Below are 18,981 nucleotides of genomic sequence, written 5' to 3'. Positions count from 1 at the left end.
GGCTACCTGTTGATGGAAAATTTCTTTTTCATTGGCTTTTTTTCAGAAGAAAATTGCTCCAGCTTATGCTTCCAATCGGTTTTCTGCCATTGGTCAAGATAGCCTTCCCAGAGGTGTCTGCGCTCTGCTGATAGGGTTTTGTATTGCATATAGGCAGTGGTTTGATTTTTGAATTCCCGGTAGTTTTCTTCAAGCGATAGCTTCTGGAGCGTTTGCTCAACAACCTGCAAATGATTTTTTCCTGTCATCGAGAAAAAATCACACAGCTGCGTTTGAAAATTTACATCGACAATTTTTTTTGAAGCAGCGACATTTTTTTTTGCATTTGCATCTTCATTTTCATTTGCAGAACTATTAATAAAATTAATAGTATTATTTGCATTTCCATCTCCATTTCCATTTACTATATGCAATTGCTCCGCAAACCTTTGAGCGAGTGCTTGTAAATGTAAATAGATTTCTTTTTTTCCAGAATTCTGAGCCATTAGATTTTTATAATCGATCTTTTTTAACAACATTAATTTTTGCGATTTTTTGATGGTTTTACCAAGTGGATCATATCGAAACCAGTTCGTGACATAGGCTTGGATAGATTTCTTGGTTGTTGTTTTCCGTCTGGTAACTGTCTCAGTTAGCATCCTAAAGTTCACAAGACCTTCACCAAAGCCATCACTACACATTTTGTGCTGCCACTCTGTTAGCGGTTCGCTTAGTGAGGGAGCGAGCGATTCGATCGCGATAAATTTACCACGGATTTCTTGCCATATTTTTGTAAACTTTTCTTCTGAAATACCTGTTATTTTGGCTAATCTTCGTTCATTTTGAGGTAAAAAACCTTTTTGATGTTGATAACATAAGAGGTCTATGTATACCCCTTTTTCTTCTGGAAACATGTCAACGGTTCCTTCCAACCAATCTTTTGTATAAAATAATACTGCCGGATCTTTTTTCATAAGTATTGTTTTTTATTTGTATTTATAGTAGAAAAAATGGGGATTATAAAACAGACCTTCATATCCCCATCCTTGTACTTCAGTATTGTTATTTTTTAGAAATTTTATGTGCCTGTATATAGGCGATGATACTTTTTCTGGAGTAAATGGCTCTACGTCCGTGTTGGAAGAAATCGATGATATTCTCACGACGAAGTTGATAAAGCCTGTTTTTACTTTTTAGATTTAGCAGTTTAAGGGCTTCTTCTGTAGTGATATAATCGTCCTCTTCTTCTAAGCCTTGCATGGTCGCTTCTTTTTCCAGACGGATGACTTTGTACATCATCGTCATCATTTCTTCCATCATTTTATAGTAACTCTCTTGTTCAAATACGATCAATTCCATATCTGTATATACTGGTATTAAATTGTTCTACATTGTTTTAGAGGGATGTGGAAAAATGATTAAAAAAAACAGTCGAATCAGCGTTGCAACTTTAAGATCCTAATGGACTGAAATTTTGTAATCTGTCTTTCGTGTCGTACGCCCTGGAAAGACAGCTCCAACATCCCGTGGTAAAACAACCGAAAAAAACAATGCGTTTAGGGTTGCAGCTCCGTGCGCAACCCTACCGCAACCCCGATGTAATGAATGAGTAAGGTGTTGATGGTGTGCGCTTTAATTTTTATAAAAAAAGTGTGTATTTTTTTAATAATGGGGTTTTATGTTCTGGGAACTGTCAAAATTCTTGTCAATCCCTTGTAAACAGGTAACCGACTGTACTAAAGTGCAATGCTTGGTTTTAGAGGGCTTGCAGGGTTATGTTAATTTTTTAACACTTATTCCTGCTTTTAGTAGCTTTAAAAGACAGTAAGTACGATAATGATTTGCAATCTTCAGCTGTCATAGATGAAAGACAAAAAAAAACAGGAAAAAAAACAACTTTATTGGGATGTTCTTCTTTTTACCTTTTACTATTTTTTTGTGTTGGGTATACTATACAAAACCGCCGTATTCCGGGGTCTATATAAATGAAATAGTCATTTGTTCATTTCTTTTTGTCGGAGGACTTATTGGTCTTGTACTTAGCAAAAAGTAAACTACTTCGGGGTTATGATACCCTTTGGAGGTGCCAATAAAACGAATCAGCTTATATTCAATTGCATACATAGTACGCTTTAAAAATGTATAAAATTTTTTAATCTAAAGGAAGTTGCTGTTTATCGGCATAAAAATTCATTTCAACGATATTTATCTAACTTGTTTATGGTTTTTTAGCACCTTTACAGTGTAGTTTAAAACCTATACCTATGAAATCCGTAACTATTTTTTTAACATATACCGAACCTGAAAAGTTTATGATCAACCGCTGGTAAATAATATGCAGTCGTAGATTATGAGATTACCCCGTTGAATATTTAAAGTTGGATTAAGAAAAACACCTTTGTTACAAAGGTGTTTTTTTATTGCTGTATGAATCTGTTTAGAAGGTACAGATGGGGGAGCAAAAGTTATATTGACCTTGTTTTAAGTAAACTACTTTGGGGTGTTATACCCTTTGGCGGGACCAATAAAAAGTAGCTCTTAGCCATTTTTTCTTAGATCCGTTGAATCCCGGAGTTTATGTAGTTTGCTAATCATACGGACCAGCAGGTCTTCGGTAGGGTCATATACTTCTTCTGGCGGACTGTAGAAAGAATTTTTAATACTGTGCTCCGAAATTACATCCGACTCTTTGGATTTATAGATGCTGGAAAGGAAATTAAAATACTGTTGCTTCCCGTGTTCTAAAGGCACTACCCCTGTTTCAAAAAACAAACGTGCCAGCAGGGATATTTCGTGAACACTCATATTGAGCCTGTTTTTTTTGACCTTGCCATCCACACTTTTTGATCGGCATATACCAGTGTCTGGCACTTTTTCCTGTTGATACTTTTCCAGTTCCATTTGCTGGTCTATCAGGTCGACTGTAGAAAGTATCATTTCCAGAAGGGAAGTTTTCAGGCTTGGGAATTCACGGTTATATCGATAAGGAGCGGTTACTACGATTCTTTTGATATGAACCATACGTTTATAGAGAAAACTTTTTTTCTCGATATGCTTCTCGAACTGATTCATTTCTACCAGTAATTGTTCCTCTAATGCTTTGTATACTGTATGTGTATTAAAATCAAGGGCGATCAGTAATTTGTAAATAGCATCGTGATGGGGTTTGTTACTTTTTTTGAGTAATCTTGTAAAGAGTTCTATAAAGGTGATATAATACTGCCTGTCCAGATAGGTGAATGCTTTGAAATGGTCATCCATAATAGATTGTAAGGGTTTGCAAACTGCTTTTTCAATGGCTAGAGGGAGCTTTTGCTTTTTAAAAAGGACGGCTAAATTTTCGGCATCACTATAGTAACAGTTGATAAAACTCCTTCGTTGCAGATAGGGAAGGTTTCGTTTTCGATCAATGACCTCAGAAAAGTAACGTTCTATAAATAGCATGATCTCTTCAAGGGCAAGGTATATGGCTTTAAGGGAATCTTCCTTGGATTTACGGATTCCAATAGCTTTTAGATTGAATCTCTGGTCGGACTTACCAAAACGCTTCTCTAATTCCTGTAGGTAATATTCCAGCGCATATTGGTATTTACGGATTTGATCCGAGCGTTCCTGTTCTGTTTTCTGATCATCAAAGAATAGTGCATTCAATTTTCTGGTGAGTCGTGGTCGGATATCTGCCATTACCTTGTAGTAATAGTAGTAACAAAGGGTTTGATCGGACATGGTATCAAAAGCTATCCAGGCATTGATGTTTACAAAAACAGAGGATGCTATCTCATTGATTTGTATCTGGTCATAGCGTATATGCTGCTCCAGCTCTTCTTCGAGAATCATATGGATTTCTGTGTGTACTTCTTCAAAAGGAGGGACTCTGGGTTTTTTGGATATCGTACCCGGATCGGGTTTTAAAAATGGAGTTTCCCTATGCCAGGGGAGTAACCATATCTCCGAATCCTTTCTCGTAAATTCAAATGAATAATGGGTGTGTAATTCTGTACCTTCTTGCTGTAGGTACTCTCTATAGGTTTGAGTTTTAAAAAAATTTACATCTAGTAATCTCATGTCTTCATCAAAGATGCGACGCAATACATCTAGGTATTCCATTCAATAACGGTTGTTGGTTTATACTGTTTTGATTTCCTGGTTAAGTTGCAATGGGACTTGTATACCTGAGTATAGAAACTAAAAAAAATAGCGAACTGAAAAAAAACAGTACTATTTCAAAAAGATCCTAATAGTAATAAGTGTTTGGAAACCGGAATTTGTTACCCTGAAAACAGCATAATACTGCTGTTTTACCACAATTTTTAGACTATTTAACAAAATATTCAAGGAATATGGTGTCTGTATGGGATAAGATTACCAAAAAAAACACGTACTCCGCATGGGGTATTTATAAGACAATGAATGAATTATGGAGAATATTCCCTTGAATTGTAAACATCTGAAGGGATACTTTTTGATCTGGTAAGTTGTGCTGTGTTACCAGAATGTTTACAGATTTTATACAATCCTCCAGCGTTCCGAAATCCATTATCATATCTCCGGATTCTCTATGAATTAAAGCAAAGGCTGATCTGTAATTGTAGTGATGGTTCTGGGTAAAGATACGCCCTCTAACATCCGGATTGATGATTTTATGAATGACTTTCATTGATCAGAAATCTTATTTTTTGAATTTTTATAATTACCGATGTATGAAAATAATTAGAATTTTCTTTGTCAATAGGTATGGATATTCCATTGTTTATTCTTAAAATCGACTTCGTGGATTCTATAGTCAATTTTATGTTCTTTGATATCAGGCTTGAAAAGATGATGGTTTTTCATAATCTTAGTACAGCACTTGTATATTTCAAATTTGTTTTGAATCGCTAATGGGATGTCATCCACAATAGTTCCGATACCATCCGCAGTATACTTACTTCCTTTTTTGGGAACAGAATAAAAGAATGTTTTTGAGTCTTTTAGATACAAAAAACGAAACACATAATCCGGATGAAATTTTTTAATAGCATCTTCTGACTTATGGTCAATTCTATGAACTGTAAAATTTTCATTACAAGTAATCTTACGCTCTTCATTAAATACAAGTATCGAACTACACTCCATATCTAACTGGTATAATCGTTCTCCAACACATAACAAACAGGAGTTTATTCCTCCTTCTAAGCTGTGAGTAATATTTTTAGTGGTGCAATGTATAAAAGATGAATAGAGAACTTTTGAGTCTCGGACATCGGTATTTATATAGCATTTGAACTCAGGGTTTAGCAGTTGTTGTATGGTATTTTGAGCCGTTGGTTTCAAGTGTGTTATTTAATTTAGTAACTTGATTATACAGATGTTTTCTAATTCTTGCAGAGCAATCATAGAATTACTGTAATATAAAACTTTTCGTTTACTCTTATTAATACTATTAGGTTTAATTTTATGATTTTAGATCCCAAAGCAAAAGATAGGTAGGGCGTTCCTAATTCGAATATAATATTTGTACTTTTCGATTTAATTTTGTGTAGTTATCAAATTAATTTTATCAAGCTACACAAAGTTCTGAATAAGCGACGATTTTCAGCTGATGGATTAATTATCTTTTCTTAATTCACAATATTTATCTGTATTGAACTCATCAAATAATTGTTCACTATCAATAGTGCGAATATCAATATTTAAGTTATCCATTGTACAATACTTATTACGCCCTAAAGTGTCTTGTTTAAATGGAAAGAAAGCGTCAATTTTTTTAAGGTAAAGAGTTTTATCACTAATATTAAAATAAAAAAACATAGAAATATGGTTGCCATAATGATCTCCATTACCAAACTCAAAAGAATTTGAATCTATTTTTTTAAAGCTAGTTACTGAATCAACCAATAATTCTAATGCTTCAAATTTATTGATTTGACCATTAGATAAAGAAATAACAAATTCAAAGTTTCTTTCATCAAATGAAATACTCTTTAGTTTTAAAGTTTCTTTTTTTGTTATTAAATTCTCTTTACTAAAAGAAGAGTCTTGCTTAACATTACTCTTACAAGATAAAAATGAACAAACAAAAATTAACAAAAAATATCTCATCTTAATGTTTTTTATCCGGCACTACCTGATTCTAAAATAAAAATTTTTCCATTCTTTTTTGCCAAAACATCCCAATAGTCTTGCTCTGAAAACTGTTCTTCACCATCAATAATCTGCACCTTACTACAGTCAATATTATAGGTCAGGGTTTCAGGGCATTTATCAGAAAAATCGTTTAAGCTTCCTTTACAAATATTTTTACTAAGCATTTTTTTTAACCATTCAATATCTTTTTCTGAATATACTATGGGTGAATTTGAAAAATCATAAATAGCACCAGATTTTATGGCTTTTTCTAATGACTTATAGTGATTACTTATTTTATCTATATCTTGTTTTGTAAAACAATTAGAGTTTTCAATAACAGCTTTACTTGTGATGTTTATAATTTTAGTGCCAATTTGATTCTTTTCTTGTTTACAAGCAAATACTACAAATAATATTAGAGTATGAATTATTGTTTTTTTCATTTTTTAATGTGTTGTGAAATAATTACCATCTTCGTTTTTATCTAATTCAAGTAATTCAAAAGATTTAGGATTATATCTAATAGGTTTCATTATCGCGTATTCTTTACCAATATTTACTGTTCCATATTTTATTTCTTGTATCCCTTTCCCTTGATTACCGCCTATATACACATATTTATTCTCTTTAGTGTTTTTACCTACTATTACTGCACAATGGGAGTAACTTAAAACTATAACTGCGCCTACAAAAGGTTTGCATTCCTCTCCTTCAATCCAACCAGTTAGATTGGGATCAGGTGTTCTAAAAGAATCACTTTTTTCTTTAGCAAGTCTATTTCCTTCAGGAGCCCAATCAAATGCAAATGAATTTGACCCAGAATTGATATTTTTATATCCAGCTTGCTCAAAACACCAACTTACAAATGAAGCACACCAAGATATTTTATAATTCTTACCCTTAGCTGTAGATGAATTATGGTACTCTTTAATCTTTTCTTTTAGAGGAGACTGGTCTTCTTTCACTCCTTGATACTCTATGAATTCTTGGTAGACATACTTTACCCAAGGAGCTTCATCTCCTGTTACGATTTCTCGTTTGTTTTCATTATTTATGCAGATATAATTATACTTAAAAATATTTTTTAAAATTTTATAATAATCTTTTCTTTCTGATTTTCCATTTCCACCTCCATTTACAAAGGTTGATATAATATTGATATATTTATCACCTTTTAAAGCCACTTCGTTTAACGTTTCACCCAGTATATCAGAATATTTGGTTTTGCTAGAGTTAGTTTTAAACGCAATTTTCTTATACTTGGACCAAAACCATCCTGCTGAATCCATCGCATATGCTAAATCGTCTGATATATATATCTCATAACTATTACTACGTTTTTCCAGCTGTATATCGGTTTTGTCTTTTAGTACTCCTTGATTGTGTTTCGCAGCATACTTTAAATACTCTAATTGTGTATTTCGCCAAGTTAACTGCATAAAACCACGTCCTTTATATTTCGGACCATCTCCATTCAATGTATTACCCAATAATTTTGCATCTTTATGATTTCCTGGGTTATAATTGTCTCCAGACACAAATTCTAATCCAGTTGTAAATCTTGCTGATTCCCAGTATAATTGTGCTATAAAGTGCATTTTCTGAATACATTGATTGATTCCATACTTTTTGGTCGTTTTATTAAACTCTTCTGTAAGCCTATCAAAGGTTTTATCCTCGTTTGGGATACTACAATTGCTATGACTCAAAATATCGTTACCTAATTTTTCACTTTTACGAATACGGGTAAAAATATTCTTAAATTCTTCAACGGTAAGTTCTCTATTACAATAACACTCCCCTGATTTATTTTGTTGTAACATTTTAAAATGCTCAACAAAAGCAATCGGATGAAAATGCCATACATTACTATTATTGACCGGAAAGGTACGTTTTTCTTTACTATTTTTTGTGGTTTCTTCGGTTTCTAAACTAAAAGTTGGCTCTTCAACTTTAGGCTCACTAACAAGTCCTACAAATCCTTCTGGGAGCATTGATAGTTTAGGTTTCTTTTCTTCCTTTTTTTCTTCAGGTTTAGCGATTTCAATATCCTTGATCTCTTTCCAGAAACAAAGTGCATTTATTTTTTCTTCGAGCAACGCTAATTTCTCATCCCGTATCTGCTCCATTTCCTGCCTGCGTTCAGCATCCTCCTCCTGATCAATCCCTTTTTTATACAACTCTTCTACTTCTGCCTTTAACGAAGCATACCTATCTCCCTTATAATCCCATTCACTGGGATGTTTGATAATCATATGCGATAATGCCCGTACTTTTTTCTTGACCCGCATTGCCTGTTGTAGTTCATATCTGTTAAGTACCCGATCTCGTCTTTCTTCTACCGTACCATTCTGATTGGTTACTGTTTCCGGTAGATCTACCATTTCCCATACTTCTTTGATAAAGTCAGGGGCATCTTTTTCATCTTTAAAATCGTAGATATACGTTCCATCTGTATTATCATACTGTTTCCATCCATAGGAAAGCCAATTATACGGGTTTAAAACCTGTAAGTCCGGTTCTTCTTCTGTAGTAGGTTTAGGCTTGCCTTCTTCCTCTTTGGCTTTTTGTACCCATCCTTCCTTAGATAACAGGTTATCCTCTTCATTCCTGTATTTTCCTTTGATCTTCCACCAGAGGATATCATCTAGCTCAACACTGCTTACTGGAGTTTTAAATTCAACTTCTGGCTTGAACTCCTCAAATTCAATAGTGGTATCATCCGGTTCTTTTTCATACACCCGTTCTATGGTATCGGATATTTCTAACCACTGCTGTTCCTCCCCGGAGTGTACAGGAGTATCTGCTACAGGCGTAGTTGTCATTTCCGCACTTGATTCTTCTTCTTGTGGTTCTTTTAATATTTCTGTGCCAAATGATAGTTTTACTCCTTTTGGCTGAAGGGCTATAGGTTCTAGTTTTTTTCTTACAGGGGTGGCTTCCGGGATTAACGCTCCATCAACCCAATATTTTTGTCCTGCCCGCGGATGCGTAAAAGTGACGGTTCTACCATCTTGATTGTTTATCTTAATTTTAGCTTTGTAGATTAGTTTGCTCACCCCTTTTTCTAAGGCATTATCCAGATAGCTATTGGCAGCTTTTTCATCTAATACGGCATACCCCTTTTCTTTGGAATATCCGATTTGACCAGCTTCCTTGCCATCACGATTGGGTGTCCATAGTATCCCATCGGTAGGAATATCTCTTTCAAAATTTTCAAATCCGATCTGTGCAAAATTTCCTTTACGTTGGTATACCTTGACCTTTGTTTTTTTAGGAAGGGGTTTCTTTAGTGGTTTGGAGTTCCATATTTTTATATTAGCTTTGGTTTTATAACGAGTACGGTCATTATCCTGTGTGTTTTTTAGAAACTCTTCCAGATCAGGATCATCAGTAAAAACTTCCAGATGTACTGCTCTATATTTTTCATTTCCCCGATATCCATACATTCCTGTATGCCCGATGATATCTCCGGCTTTAACAGGTACATCTACATCGGTGGTTGTATCATATACAATATCATCTTTTAGGGTGGTGACAACATCTACATCTTTTGCCTGGATATATTCTTCTTTATCCTTTACCTTGTACCAGTGCTTATTTACTTTTTTGGCTTCTCCGGATGTCCCTTTGCTCACTACTTTCAGTAGTTTTCCTTTTCCTTTATGATCTGGTTTGTCATAGATCAATGCTCCTTTCTGAATTGTTTTGGTATTCCCTTTGATCATATAAATAGTATCGGGTTGATCATGGGTAGGATATATGACTTTATACACGCCACCTCCCAAAGGTGTATTATAGGCAGCGTTTACATAAGTGTATACATTGCGGTGTTCTACACCATCGATATCTGTAAATTTAATACGTTTATAATTGGTTCCTTTTGCCCATTCTCCATCAAAGTTAGGTTTGATAATGGGCTTGACAGTAGTCGCTTCTACTGGTAAAGGTACAGGATTTACAGATCTTTTTTCTTTTTTTGGATCTAATGTAAACGTATGTCCTATAGGGATAAGATGTACTTTTTGCCCTTTCTTTTTGATGGAAGAGGATTTTGATGATCTGGCTGCAAGTCCAAGTAACTGGTCTGTTTTACCTTTTTTGACTGTGATGGTATGTTTGGCATAGAATTCTGGTACATTTTTTCCAGCTTCTTCTTCCATTTCTGTCTTTGGCATCAAATGATGATACAAACTATAAAAGCGCAGAGTTTTTCCTTGCGGGCTTCTATAATAGTGCTGGATCAGCATAAACCCATTAGAATACTTACTGGTGGTTTCCCGAAAGGTTTCCTCGGTATAATCCGTAGCCATTCTATAGGCTATGATTCGACCATCAGCGATGGCAGTGATGGCATGGTTTCCATCAATATGCACACCTCCGTGCCAAAAATTAAGCCTTCCTATTGGGAAAAAGCCCATATGATTGGCGTGACCATACAGAGCTTCTATCCTGGCTTTGGTATAGTCCTCATTATCTTTGGCAAAGTCAATCTTGATAGGATCTTCTATTCTCATACGCTATTGTTTACTGACTAAAAGAGAAATCACTAAGATATCCGTGTTTCTTAGCTTCTTCCTTTATTTGCTCTTGATTACTTTCTGCTTCTTTATTAGAGTTTCCTGTAAATACTGCAAGTGCTTTGTTTACGATAGAAATCTCTGGAAATGGAATCTCCTGAATATGCATGGTGACGAGAGCTGCCGGAGCTTCTGTATTTGGGCTGATGGTGACCCCAACTTCTCCGGAAGTGATCATCCCTCCATGAGCAGTCATTGAATTTATAGTGGCCACGGGTACTCCATTGATGGATACTCCCGGATCTCCCTGTACAATCATATCTGGTGAGCCTACACAAACACACATATCCCCCATAAGTGCTACAGGTTTTCCACTGATGGTTACCCCGGTTGCCCCCGGACCAGAGACAGGACCTCCTACATGAGGGACTGTTCCGGTACACATCGGACAGACATGCATACTTCCTACGGTGGCTATTGCTTTTCCTGACATCTTATTTTACATCTATTTTGAAGGCAGCACCTTTGACCTCTGTCATCTGTCCGGCTACCTTGGTTTGTGCGCCCTTTAATTCTGCTTTGCTTTTTGCTTCAGAAACAACGTTTGTCCCCGTTATTTTAGTATCAGAACTTGCTTCAATATCCATGTTGGATTTACTTTTGATCTGCGTATCTCCATCCGATTGCGAAGCAATAGTACCTTGTGCCAGCGTTTTAATATCACCTTCAGCAGCTGTTTCTACGTTTTGCTTTGCCTGAATATTGATATTTTCTTCTGCTTGTATGTTGATATTTTTGGCAGTAAGGTTCAGGTCTTCTGTGGCAAAAATATCTAAGGATTGGGTATGGCTCTTAAACTTGATGATACTGTTTTGATCTTTATCATAGATCGTAAGTTCTTCTTTTCCTTCACTGTCATCGAAAATCATCGTATGACCTGCTCGCGTCCTTTGAACTTTTAGGTTGTTTTTATCTGTTTGCCATTCAGATGGGTAAGCAGCTCCATTATAGAGCGATCCCATCACATAGGGGCGTTCTGCCGAATTCCCCTCGAAGCCTATAAGAACTTCTTCTGAAACTTCGGGTAGCATATGAAATCCTTTGTCTGCTCCTGCGTGAGGGGTGAGAACACGTATCCACGGGGTTGTCTGACCTGTGGCAAGTTGCCAAAAGAACTGACATTTGATCCTACCAAGCCCTTCTGGATCTGCATTATCATATACTTTGGCTACCTGAGTACCACTTTTGGGGGATGCCAGGATATCAGTCAAAGGATAGGCAGAAATATCGGCACTCACTCCTTTGAAAGTATTGGAATAACGACCTCCTTCTCCTAACTCGTGAAAAACTTCTGTAATCCTGAAACTACCGTAGCCTTTTGTATCATCCTTGACCTGTACAACACTCCCTAACTGGACACCTGGGTTATCACTTACTCCGGATATGACTACTTGGCTGTTTTCTCTGGCATTCTTTTGTTTAGCTACCTGATTGTCCAGCCTTTGTTTGGATTGCGCATCTTCATAGCCGTGTAAGAATACGGTGGATTCTTTACCGAAGATCTCTTCGCTCTTGCCACTGGTGTAATTCACATGTCCCTGTGTGTTGCTTGCGACTTCTTTAGTTCCAGATTGGTGAAAATCACCTGTAATATAATCACTGGTCACATATTTAAAACTATTGGGTAATGGTTGTAGGTTCAGAGAAAATTGCATAAGATTGATTCCATAGGATAAGGTGATAGGATCTGCTGCTTCTTGCGGTAATCCAAATACCAATGCCTTTCCATCATAATAAAACCATTCTCCATATTGTGTTGCCAGCCTTCTGGTATAGGCAAAGGCGCTCTCATTGGAGCATACACTATAGAGTAAGGTTTCGGTCAGGGAAGGATTGAAGCTGGTTTCCAGCTTACCAACATCATATCCGGTATAAGTATTGTTGAGTATGGTCGTCAGATCCATTTCGGAAAAGGAGGTAAAGTGTGCTCCATCATCAGCAAGAATACTACAGCCTTTGATTTCTATATTTACCAGATCTCCTCCTTGCTGGTGAAACCCTTTGGTCATATTAACAGAAGTAACCAATCCCTTAAAACGAAGCTCCTGATAATCTAGCAGTTCGCTAGCAGAAGCGACTCGTAGAATGACAGTTTCTCCTAAAAAGTCTTTAGAGGAGCTTGCCAGATCTTCCTTCATATCTTCCAGAACATCCATTCTACAGCGTAGTTCCATCTTGTGATGAGAAGCCAACTCCTGCTTGATGGATATGCTTTTATAGGCACTTATGATAGTGCCTGCCAGGCTGATTTCTACTGTAGTTTGTAATGCCATAGGGAAGTGTTTTTATAGGGGTTACTACTTAATAGTGTGTTAATTTTGTTATTTGTTACCTGTTTTTTTCTCATTTTTTCTTAAAATGATCACAAACATACATTAATATCTGTTGGTGTGCAATGGGACTCACAGGGGATAAAGCCTGTTTTTTATAATGGTTTAAGCGTTTGTTTGACAGCATAGGATCTTTCTTCGTCAAAATATCTTGTATTTTTTTAATTTCTATTTTCTTATTTTTAAAAAACGTACAGGGCACTTGAAAAAGGAATCATTATTTTCCCAAAATAATAAAAGTCGATGTTTCCTTATCAATCAAGCACCCCATACGAACTACACAAAAATTAACCAAACCAAATTTGTATGTATTCCAGGGGTAATTTTTTTATGAACTATTGTTATTAGGTGATTCTCTATCATTAATTTTATTTTTTATATACGCAATCATCTCCTTACTCTCCATTTTTTCGTTCTCTAATATCTCTTTCTGTTGATTATGCCACGCTTGCAGTTTTTTTATTTGTTGTGCTGCATTTTCATTAATTTTCCTGCACTCATTTCTTAATCTCCATAGGAAGTAAACAATCCCAAATAAAACGAGAAACGTTCCTATTATTTTGTAGATATCATCCATCGTTTTCAGCTTTTACAAATTCGGTGTGCTGGATCTACCTGATCTAATAATTCTAAAAGGAGTAACCGATTGGTCTTTGAGTTTCTGTCTTTTGCCTTGTTATCTTTTAGAAATTCCCGGATCACATATTTTAGATGTGTGCCATTAAAGGTTTCTTCTATGTTTTTGTTATTCAAAAACTGTACGGTAGGTTCATTATACTGCGTATAATACAGAGATTTCATAGAGTGAAAACAGGGGAATATCGATTGGAACTGATATACTTTGATAAAATGGCAATAGTCTATTAGGTAACAATACCCATTTTTTCCGATAGGAATCATGGCATTTTTCAGAAATAATCGATTCTGTGCCTGTTTGAGGTTCCTGTACTCTATAGGGGATCTTTGATCTTTTAGCAGGATCTCGATTTTATGCAGAATATCCAGAGCTTCCAGTTTGGTAATTCCATCAAGTTGCCGGAGTACTTTTTGTAAAATATCGTCTTCGTAAGGGAGCATAAGCTAATTGTATTATGTATTATGTTACTTTTTGGTTAATGAATTCGACAGTACGATTTTTTAGTTTCGTATCTGTAATTATACAGCTATAGTCTACATCGGGTTGATACCACTCTTTTTTCATTCTATAGGTTTTAATCATAGTAATCACTATTTTTTTTAAAAATGTAACAAAGACACCGGGGTGGGTATCCAAAACGATGGGTTACTATTCTAGGAAAAACTCAAAACCATATATCCTGAAATACACACCCGACATCTTTGCACTCTCAAAAACTCAAACCATACACTTTATGATCTTTTTTTGTAACCAACGACCATATTTGCCCGCTAGTTCAATGATCCTTTTGAAATAAGATTCTTTCTCATCTGATTCAATATATAAGACATTTGATCCTTTTCTTGTTTCTATTGAAAATAGGGTTTCAAATAACTGATCTTCTATTTCTTTGGATTGTTCTACAGAGGTATTCATATCCATCATTAGATCTATTTTCCGGTTAATCTCTTTCTTTTCCTTTTTACTTAATTTGTTATAGATGCTTTGCGGATCTTGCATAGAGATTCCTTGAATTTATGTTTTGGATAAAAAGATATCCAGGCACTTGTCTCTTATACATACTCTTAGAACAGTTAAAACAAAAGAGTGTGAAGAAATTTATATGAGAGTACATTGGGATACTATCATAAAAAACCAACGTATACTTGATTGAGTAAAGTACCTGTGATATCTTCATAATTTCGGGGTATCAATACTTAGGTCATTTTATGGGTACTATAATTTTTTTTATTTTGTTTATGAATTTCATTCTTTATTCGATCTATGGTGTATTCGCTAATAATCAAGGTATGATCTTTACGAAGTTCCGTAGGGGGATCTAGTTTCTTCAGCATCTTGCTGAGATCGTCCACAGAAAAGTTGGGAAACACCAGTCTATTATTAATTTTTTGAAGTACTAATTGTTGGTTTTCTATAGATAACATATTGAAATATTGAGGATTCTTAAACATTGATCTGTGTTTTAAAAATGAGATGTTCAGGATACAATACAGCATAAGAATTTTGTCCCTAATCGTTGCTTTAGGGTTCTTTATGAGTATAGTTTAGTGTCGTATGGGGTTATGAAAGTGGTCGTAGCTTCTTTTTAAGATGCTTTACTGTCTATTGATGTTTGTTCTATATTTTTAATCGTGTAATGCAACGTTTCTTCAAGAATACAACAGGTGTTTGAATCATTCTTTTTTTTAGGAAGTGCTATGATATGTTTTCCGCTAAAAAATAATTGATGCCTTGCTTTGTGTATCTGTTCAATACTATATGCAATTGATCTTTCTTCTTCATATAATTGATTGACCCACGAATAGATCAGGCATTCATAGTATTCATTATCGGCAATCCGACTAAAGAATAGGGTTGGTTCAAGATGAAATGCTTTCAGTATAAGAAGGCAAAATTTATAATGTTGTTCGTCATTTTCGATATTCATCGTTTTATGGGTTTTGAGGAGTTAATATTTTCTTGATTTAATTTAACAGAGATTATCTTTTATAAATTCTTCAAGTTTTTCTATTACTAAATCATTTAGCTTTCGATTATATTTAATAAATTTTTGAATAGTTCCTCTTTTAATATCAATTTTACGTTCTAATCCAGCAATATTCAATATATCCTCATAAGTAATAAGCCAGATTTCTATTTTATTTCTTCCTTTAGGTTTCAAAACTTTTGATTTGTAACTTTTACATGTGGAAATATCCACATATTATTTTATTTGTATAACTCAGATTATTGATATACTTCATATATTTGTTATAGATAGTCAAATATAGTAAAATTATAGCTTATTGATAAGCTATAATTGCTTTTTTTTAAGCAAAATATATATATATGAAGGAAAAAATCAAAGAAATAATGGATTACTATGATTTTAATCAGAAAGAGTTTGCTGAAAAAATCAAAGTAGTTCCTCAAACAGTAAGCGATATTTTAAAAGATAAAAGAAATGCTGGTGATAAAGTAACACATGGAATCCTTGAAGCTTTTGATGAAATTAATCCTCTTTGGCTGTTGCGGGATGTAGGACAAATGTTGTTGGATGATGATAAAATGGCTGAGTTAAATAGAAAAAAAATTGACAGAAAGCTTCACTTTGAAAGCTTAGAGGAACTAGCTCTTTTTTGTTCTAATCATGAGGATGAGCTTATGAAGATAAAAACATTCTCAAATATTATTGATAAAAATGCTGCTTACAAAGTACTGAAAATGGTTAAAGGAATGGGAGGTATTGAATTACCTGACTAAGATGCGGTATTAAACCAAAAATTATTGACAATGAATAACTTAAAATCAGATATAGAATTGAACTTAACTTTTATAACTATGTTTAATTCATCAACGATTTGATCAATTTCTTTTTGTTGTTTTTTTAGACATTCTTCAATATCCTTTTCTATTTCCTTTCTAACCTTGTTTTTAACGAAGGATACACCAGCAGAATCGTTTTTTAAAATCTTTTTACCTTCTTCGTATTTCCTCATTTTTTGGATAATTTTTCTATTTCTCCTAAGTAATCACTAATATACTCTTGACGATCCTGTTTACTAATGTATTTTCTTTTGATATCAAATGTAATATAGCTCAATAAGTTTTGAATCTTAATAACGAGGCTAAGTTGGGATAATTTATATAAATAGCTTCCTACAAAGAAAGCTAAAATTGTACCTGAAACAGAAAATAGAAGTAATAGTAAGATGTATGCCCATTGAGGAATATCCGGAGAAGGATAAAAAACCCAAGTCACATAAAACAGCCCGGTAACTAATCCTGCAATACTAAAAGAAAGTGTAACTTTTTTAAAAAAGAGATCTTCTTCCTTAAAGAATAGTATGAGAAGATATAGCCCAAGCATGGACGCAACTGCTGGCATTCCCAGATGACCAAAGAATATTTTAATACTCCTGAAACCAAATACCTTATCTTTTTGTTTTACAAGTTCTAATTGTTCTTTAAAAGAAGCTGACTCCTTTTCTAAATTTAAAAGCAGCATTGTTTGATTTGCTATTTCCGAATGTAAATATTCTTCGGAAATCTTACCAGATTGAAATTCATTTAAACAGGTTTTTAAGTTTTCATCTACTACTATTCTCGCATTCTCAACAGTAGTATAAACTTTTTGAGCCTTTACTACTGCTGGACTTTCCTTATCAAAGTACACTTGTAAGAATGCAACTAGAAAAACTGCAAGTATTAATGCTGAAATCGTAGTTATTTTAATCGTATTTAAAATTTTAAAGACACTTCTTTTAGTATCTTGTTCCAACAGCTTGTCCATCTCCTTTATCCATTGCAGATATATTTAAAGATGAATTATCAATATTTTCAATTTCTTGTTGTATTTGATCAATTTCATTTTCTACAGAATCAGATTCACAACCTGATAATCCAACAATTGAAATTAAAACAACTAACACGTAAAAAACATTTTTCATGACTAAATTTTTAAGATTATTTCTCTTAAAGATAAAATTTAGTCCTTGCTTATCTCTGTGTTTTGAAAATTTTTTAATTCAAATTAAACTATAGCTTATTACACTTTGTTTATAGTGTAAAATTAATATATAAAATCGAAAATAAAGTACGGTTTTACCTCATTTTTTTATCACTTTGCTTATTGATAAAGCTATAGCTTATAAATTCACAAGAATCTTTGTTAACTCCCAAATGTACTATGATTCAAGCGTTATAAAGAAACCTGAAATTGTGTCAAAAAGCACAATTTCACAAAATATACTTATTGAAGTTGAAAATTTAGGAAAATAAAAAACGTCAAAAAAGGAGTTCTCCCTAACTAAAAGTTTAAAATTAAACGGCTTCACACTACATTTTTATAACTTATATTTATATCGTTAATTCTTATTTTAATAATCATATCCTGAACCTTTATTTCTCTTGAAGTTTTTGGCTGTTTTGCAATCAAGGGATTGTTTTGCCTATTTATGGGAAGTTTTTTCTCTCCTGACAAGTATTCATGAAAATTTCTTACAATACCAAACAAACCTATCATAAACTGTTAGTGAATTCCATTTGTATAGTAAAGGTTTGATTAGACTATATAAAATTTATAACTTATTAAAATATTTTATATCAATAAATAATCCCCGTGGAAGAGCCATCGGGGAATTATGAAGAAAAAGAGCATGTGTTTTACCTATGTTGAAACGTTAAAAAATAATAAAATTATAAATAATTGTATATCAGAATTTTAAGTGCATAAAATAAATACTTATTTGAACTCATCTTGAGTTCATTCAATTTTATTGCACAATAGATTGTTATTCAAAATCATTTTGTATAAATGAAAACCAGGAATCATAGACCGAAGAAAGAATATCTATAAGGCAGACAAGAAAGTATTAGATGATTATCTACCTATACCTTTTATATGATTTGTGATTAAAAAATTCGTATAAATTCATTGAATTATTTTTTCTTTATGCAAGGCAAAAAAATCAAGCATAGCTATAGCTACGGTTTATTTTTTTAAACGAAGTAGAAAGGAAAAAGAAACGATGAATATGCGAAATTTTTAGTTATAAATCGTATTACCCCTAAGTTAGAAAATGGAATAAGGAATTTCTGGAATTTCTGTACCGAGATTAAAAGAAATTAGATCTAAAGGTTTTCTGAAGCAGTTTGGAATTTCTTCTGAGCAGGTTACTATTGGATATTCTCCCGGTACTAATTAATATAATGGATTAAGGCTAAAAAAATTACCGGAAAGTTTCTCAATTACAGATCATAGATGTTCGATCAAGTTTTTTTGAAAATACAAAAACCTTTCCCAAAAACTCTATGAAATTTGACAATGCCCTTTTAATGAAATGAACTTATCTTGCGTAGTGGTTTT

General features: G+C 33.9%; 20 protein-coding genes. 1 reads left to right on the top strand and 19 read right to left on the bottom strand.

What is annotated here, in order from left to right; translation table 11 throughout:
• Positions 1–2 precede the first annotated feature (2 nt).
• The 16 genes from F0000_RS16125 to F0000_RS16050 form a co-directional block, all read right to left on the bottom strand.
• The gene (locus tag F0000_RS16125; protein ID WP_149625765.1) at positions 3–953 is read right to left on the bottom strand and encodes a DUF1376 domain-containing protein; all 951 of its coding nucleotides are present in this window, start codon (positions 951–953) and stop codon (positions 3–5) included.
• An 88-nt stretch (positions 954–1,041) separates the two neighbouring features.
• Positions 1,042–1,338, bottom strand: a complete 297-nt coding sequence (locus F0000_RS16120) for a helix-turn-helix domain-containing protein (RefSeq protein ID WP_149625764.1) — start codon at positions 1,336–1,338, stop codon at positions 1,042–1,044.
• A 1,179-nt stretch (positions 1,339–2,517) separates the two neighbouring features.
• The gene (locus tag F0000_RS16115; RefSeq protein WP_149625763.1) at positions 2,518–4,086 is read right to left on the bottom strand and encodes a hypothetical protein; all 1,569 of its coding nucleotides are present in this window, start codon (positions 4,084–4,086) and stop codon (positions 2,518–2,520) included.
• A 289-nt stretch (positions 4,087–4,375) separates the two neighbouring features.
• Positions 4,376–4,636, bottom strand: coding sequence for a hypothetical protein (locus F0000_RS16110; protein ID WP_149625762.1), 261 nt, complete (start codon positions 4,634–4,636; stop codon positions 4,376–4,378).
• 68 nt (positions 4,637–4,704) lie between these two features.
• Positions 4,705–5,292 carry a hypothetical protein gene (locus tag F0000_RS16105; protein WP_149625761.1) on the bottom strand — a complete coding sequence of 196 codons (588 nt, stop codon included), beginning with the start codon at positions 5,290–5,292 and terminating at the stop codon, positions 4,705–4,707.
• A gap of 273 nt (positions 5,293–5,565) precedes the next feature.
• A complete protein-coding gene (locus F0000_RS16100) occupies positions 5,566–6,060 on the bottom strand; it encodes a hypothetical protein (RefSeq protein ID WP_149625760.1) in 495 nt (164 codons plus the stop codon).
• A gap of 11 nt (positions 6,061–6,071) precedes the next feature.
• A complete protein-coding gene (locus F0000_RS16095; RefSeq protein WP_149625759.1) occupies positions 6,072–6,530 on the bottom strand; it encodes a hypothetical protein in 459 nt (152 codons plus the stop codon).
• A gap of 3 nt (positions 6,531–6,533) precedes the next feature.
• Positions 6,534–10,604 (bottom strand): hypothetical protein, encoded by a 4,071-nt coding sequence (locus F0000_RS16090; protein ID WP_149625758.1) that lies wholly within the window; start codon positions 10,602–10,604, stop codon positions 6,534–6,536.
• Between the two features lie 10 nt (positions 10,605–10,614).
• Entirely contained in the window at positions 10,615–11,100 is a 486-nt protein-coding gene (locus tag F0000_RS16085) for a PAAR domain-containing protein (protein WP_149625757.1), read from the bottom strand.
• A gap of 1 nt (position 11,101) precedes the next feature.
• Positions 11,102–12,940, bottom strand: a complete 1,839-nt coding sequence (locus F0000_RS16080; protein ID WP_149625756.1) for a type VI secretion system Vgr family protein — start codon at positions 12,938–12,940, stop codon at positions 11,102–11,104.
• Between the two features lie 385 nt (positions 12,941–13,325).
• Positions 13,326–13,574, bottom strand: coding sequence for a hypothetical protein (locus F0000_RS16075; protein WP_149625755.1), 249 nt, complete (start codon positions 13,572–13,574; stop codon positions 13,326–13,328).
• Positions 13,575–13,579: 5 nt separating this feature from the next.
• Complete coding sequence (locus F0000_RS16070; RefSeq protein ID WP_149625754.1) at positions 13,580–14,074, bottom strand: hypothetical protein; 495 nt, start codon at positions 14,072–14,074, stop codon at positions 13,580–13,582.
• A gap of 277 nt (positions 14,075–14,351) precedes the next feature.
• Positions 14,352–14,633, bottom strand: a complete 282-nt coding sequence (locus F0000_RS16065; RefSeq protein ID WP_149625753.1) for a hypothetical protein — start codon at positions 14,631–14,633, stop codon at positions 14,352–14,354.
• Between the two features lie 197 nt (positions 14,634–14,830).
• Entirely contained in the window at positions 14,831–15,085 is a 255-nt protein-coding gene (locus tag F0000_RS16060) for a hypothetical protein (RefSeq protein WP_149625752.1), read from the bottom strand.
• Between the two features lie 134 nt (positions 15,086–15,219).
• Positions 15,220–15,561, bottom strand: a complete 342-nt coding sequence (locus F0000_RS16055; RefSeq protein WP_149625751.1) for a hypothetical protein — start codon at positions 15,559–15,561, stop codon at positions 15,220–15,222.
• 42 nt (positions 15,562–15,603) lie between these two features.
• Positions 15,604–15,795, bottom strand: a complete 192-nt coding sequence (locus F0000_RS16050) for a hypothetical protein (RefSeq protein WP_149625750.1) — start codon at positions 15,793–15,795, stop codon at positions 15,604–15,606.
• A 167-nt stretch (positions 15,796–15,962) separates the two neighbouring features.
• Between F0000_RS16050 and F0000_RS16045 the strand changes: the two genes are divergently transcribed.
• Entirely contained in the window at positions 15,963–16,376 is a 414-nt protein-coding gene (locus F0000_RS16045) for a helix-turn-helix transcriptional regulator (protein WP_149625749.1), read from the top strand.
• Here F0000_RS16045 and F0000_RS16040 read toward each other — a convergent pair.
• The 3 genes from F0000_RS16040 to F0000_RS16030 are packed head-to-tail and all read right to left on the bottom strand — an operon-like array spanning position 16,373 to position 17,563.
• Positions 16,373–16,612 carry a hypothetical protein gene (locus F0000_RS16040; protein ID WP_149625748.1) on the bottom strand — a complete coding sequence of 80 codons (240 nt, stop codon included), beginning with the start codon at positions 16,610–16,612 and terminating at the stop codon, positions 16,373–16,375. The genes F0000_RS16045 and F0000_RS16040 overlap by 4 nt on opposite strands.
• Positions 16,609–17,406: a hypothetical protein gene (locus tag F0000_RS16035; RefSeq protein WP_149625747.1), complete on the bottom strand. Its 798-nt coding sequence runs from the start codon at positions 17,404–17,406 to the stop codon at positions 16,609–16,611. Before F0000_RS16035 ends, F0000_RS16040 begins: the two co-directional genes overlap by 4 nt.
• Positions 17,378–17,563 (bottom strand): hypothetical protein, encoded by a 186-nt coding sequence (locus tag F0000_RS16030; RefSeq protein WP_149625746.1) that lies wholly within the window; start codon positions 17,561–17,563, stop codon positions 17,378–17,380. The genes F0000_RS16035 and F0000_RS16030 overlap by 29 nt, the downstream gene beginning before the upstream one ends.
• Between the last annotated feature and the right edge of the window lie 1,418 nt (positions 17,564–18,981).

This window comes from Aquimarina sp. RZ0 (genome assembly GCF_008370685.1).
GTDB lineage: Bacteria > Bacteroidota > Bacteroidia > Flavobacteriales > Flavobacteriaceae > Aquimarina.
This window is presented reverse-complemented; position numbering and strand designations above follow the sequence as displayed.

Bases quoted from the DNA above. Each gene is read 5' to 3' on its own strand.
- F0000_RS16125 (WP_149625765.1), bottom strand. From the start codon at position 953: ATGAAAAAAGATCCGGCAGTATTATTTTATACAAAAGATTGGTTGGAA.
- F0000_RS16120 (WP_149625764.1), bottom strand. From the start codon at position 1,338: ATGGAATTGATCGTATTTGAACAAGAGAGTTACTATAAAATGATGGAA.
- F0000_RS16115 (WP_149625763.1), bottom strand. From the start codon at position 4,086: ATGGAATACCTAGATGTATTGCGTCGCATCTTTGATGAAGACATGAGA.
- F0000_RS16110 (WP_149625762.1), bottom strand. From the start codon at position 4,636: ATGAAAGTCATTCATAAAATCATCAATCCGGATGTTAGAGGGCGTATC.
- F0000_RS16100 (WP_149625760.1), bottom strand. From the start codon at position 6,060: ATGAGATATTTTTTGTTAATTTTTGTTTGTTCATTTTTATCTTGTAAG.
- F0000_RS16095 (WP_149625759.1), bottom strand. From the start codon at position 6,530: ATGAAAAAAACAATAATTCATACTCTAATATTATTTGTAGTATTTGCT.
- F0000_RS16090 (WP_149625758.1), bottom strand. From the start codon at position 10,604: ATGAGAATAGAAGATCCTATCAAGATTGACTTTGCCAAAGATAATGAG.
- F0000_RS16085 (WP_149625757.1), bottom strand. From the start codon at position 11,100: ATGTCAGGAAAAGCAATAGCCACCGTAGGAAGTATGCATGTCTGTCCG.
- F0000_RS16080 (WP_149625756.1), bottom strand. From the start codon at position 12,940: ATGGCATTACAAACTACAGTAGAAATCAGCCTGGCAGGCACTATCATA.
- F0000_RS16075 (WP_149625755.1), bottom strand. From the start codon at position 13,574: ATGGATGATATCTACAAAATAATAGGAACGTTTCTCGTTTTATTTGGG.
- F0000_RS16070 (WP_149625754.1), bottom strand. From the start codon at position 14,074: ATGCTCCCTTACGAAGACGATATTTTACAAAAAGTACTCCGGCAACTT.
- F0000_RS16065 (WP_149625753.1), bottom strand. From the start codon at position 14,633: ATGCAAGATCCGCAAAGCATCTATAACAAATTAAGTAAAAAGGAAAAG.
- F0000_RS16060 (WP_149625752.1), bottom strand. From the start codon at position 15,085: ATGTTTAAGAATCCTCAATATTTCAATATGTTATCTATAGAAAACCAA.
- F0000_RS16055 (WP_149625751.1), bottom strand. From the start codon at position 15,561: ATGAATATCGAAAATGACGAACAACATTATAAATTTTGCCTTCTTATA.
- F0000_RS16045 (WP_149625749.1), top strand. From the start codon at position 15,963: ATGAAGGAAAAAATCAAAGAAATAATGGATTACTATGATTTTAATCAG.
- F0000_RS16040 (WP_149625748.1), bottom strand. From the start codon at position 16,612: ATGAGGAAATACGAAGAAGGTAAAAAGATTTTAAAAAACGATTCTGCT.
- F0000_RS16035 (WP_149625747.1), bottom strand. From the start codon at position 17,406: ATGGACAAGCTGTTGGAACAAGATACTAAAAGAAGTGTCTTTAAAATT.
- F0000_RS16030 (WP_149625746.1), bottom strand. From the start codon at position 17,563: ATGAAAAATGTTTTTTACGTGTTAGTTGTTTTAATTTCAATTGTTGGA.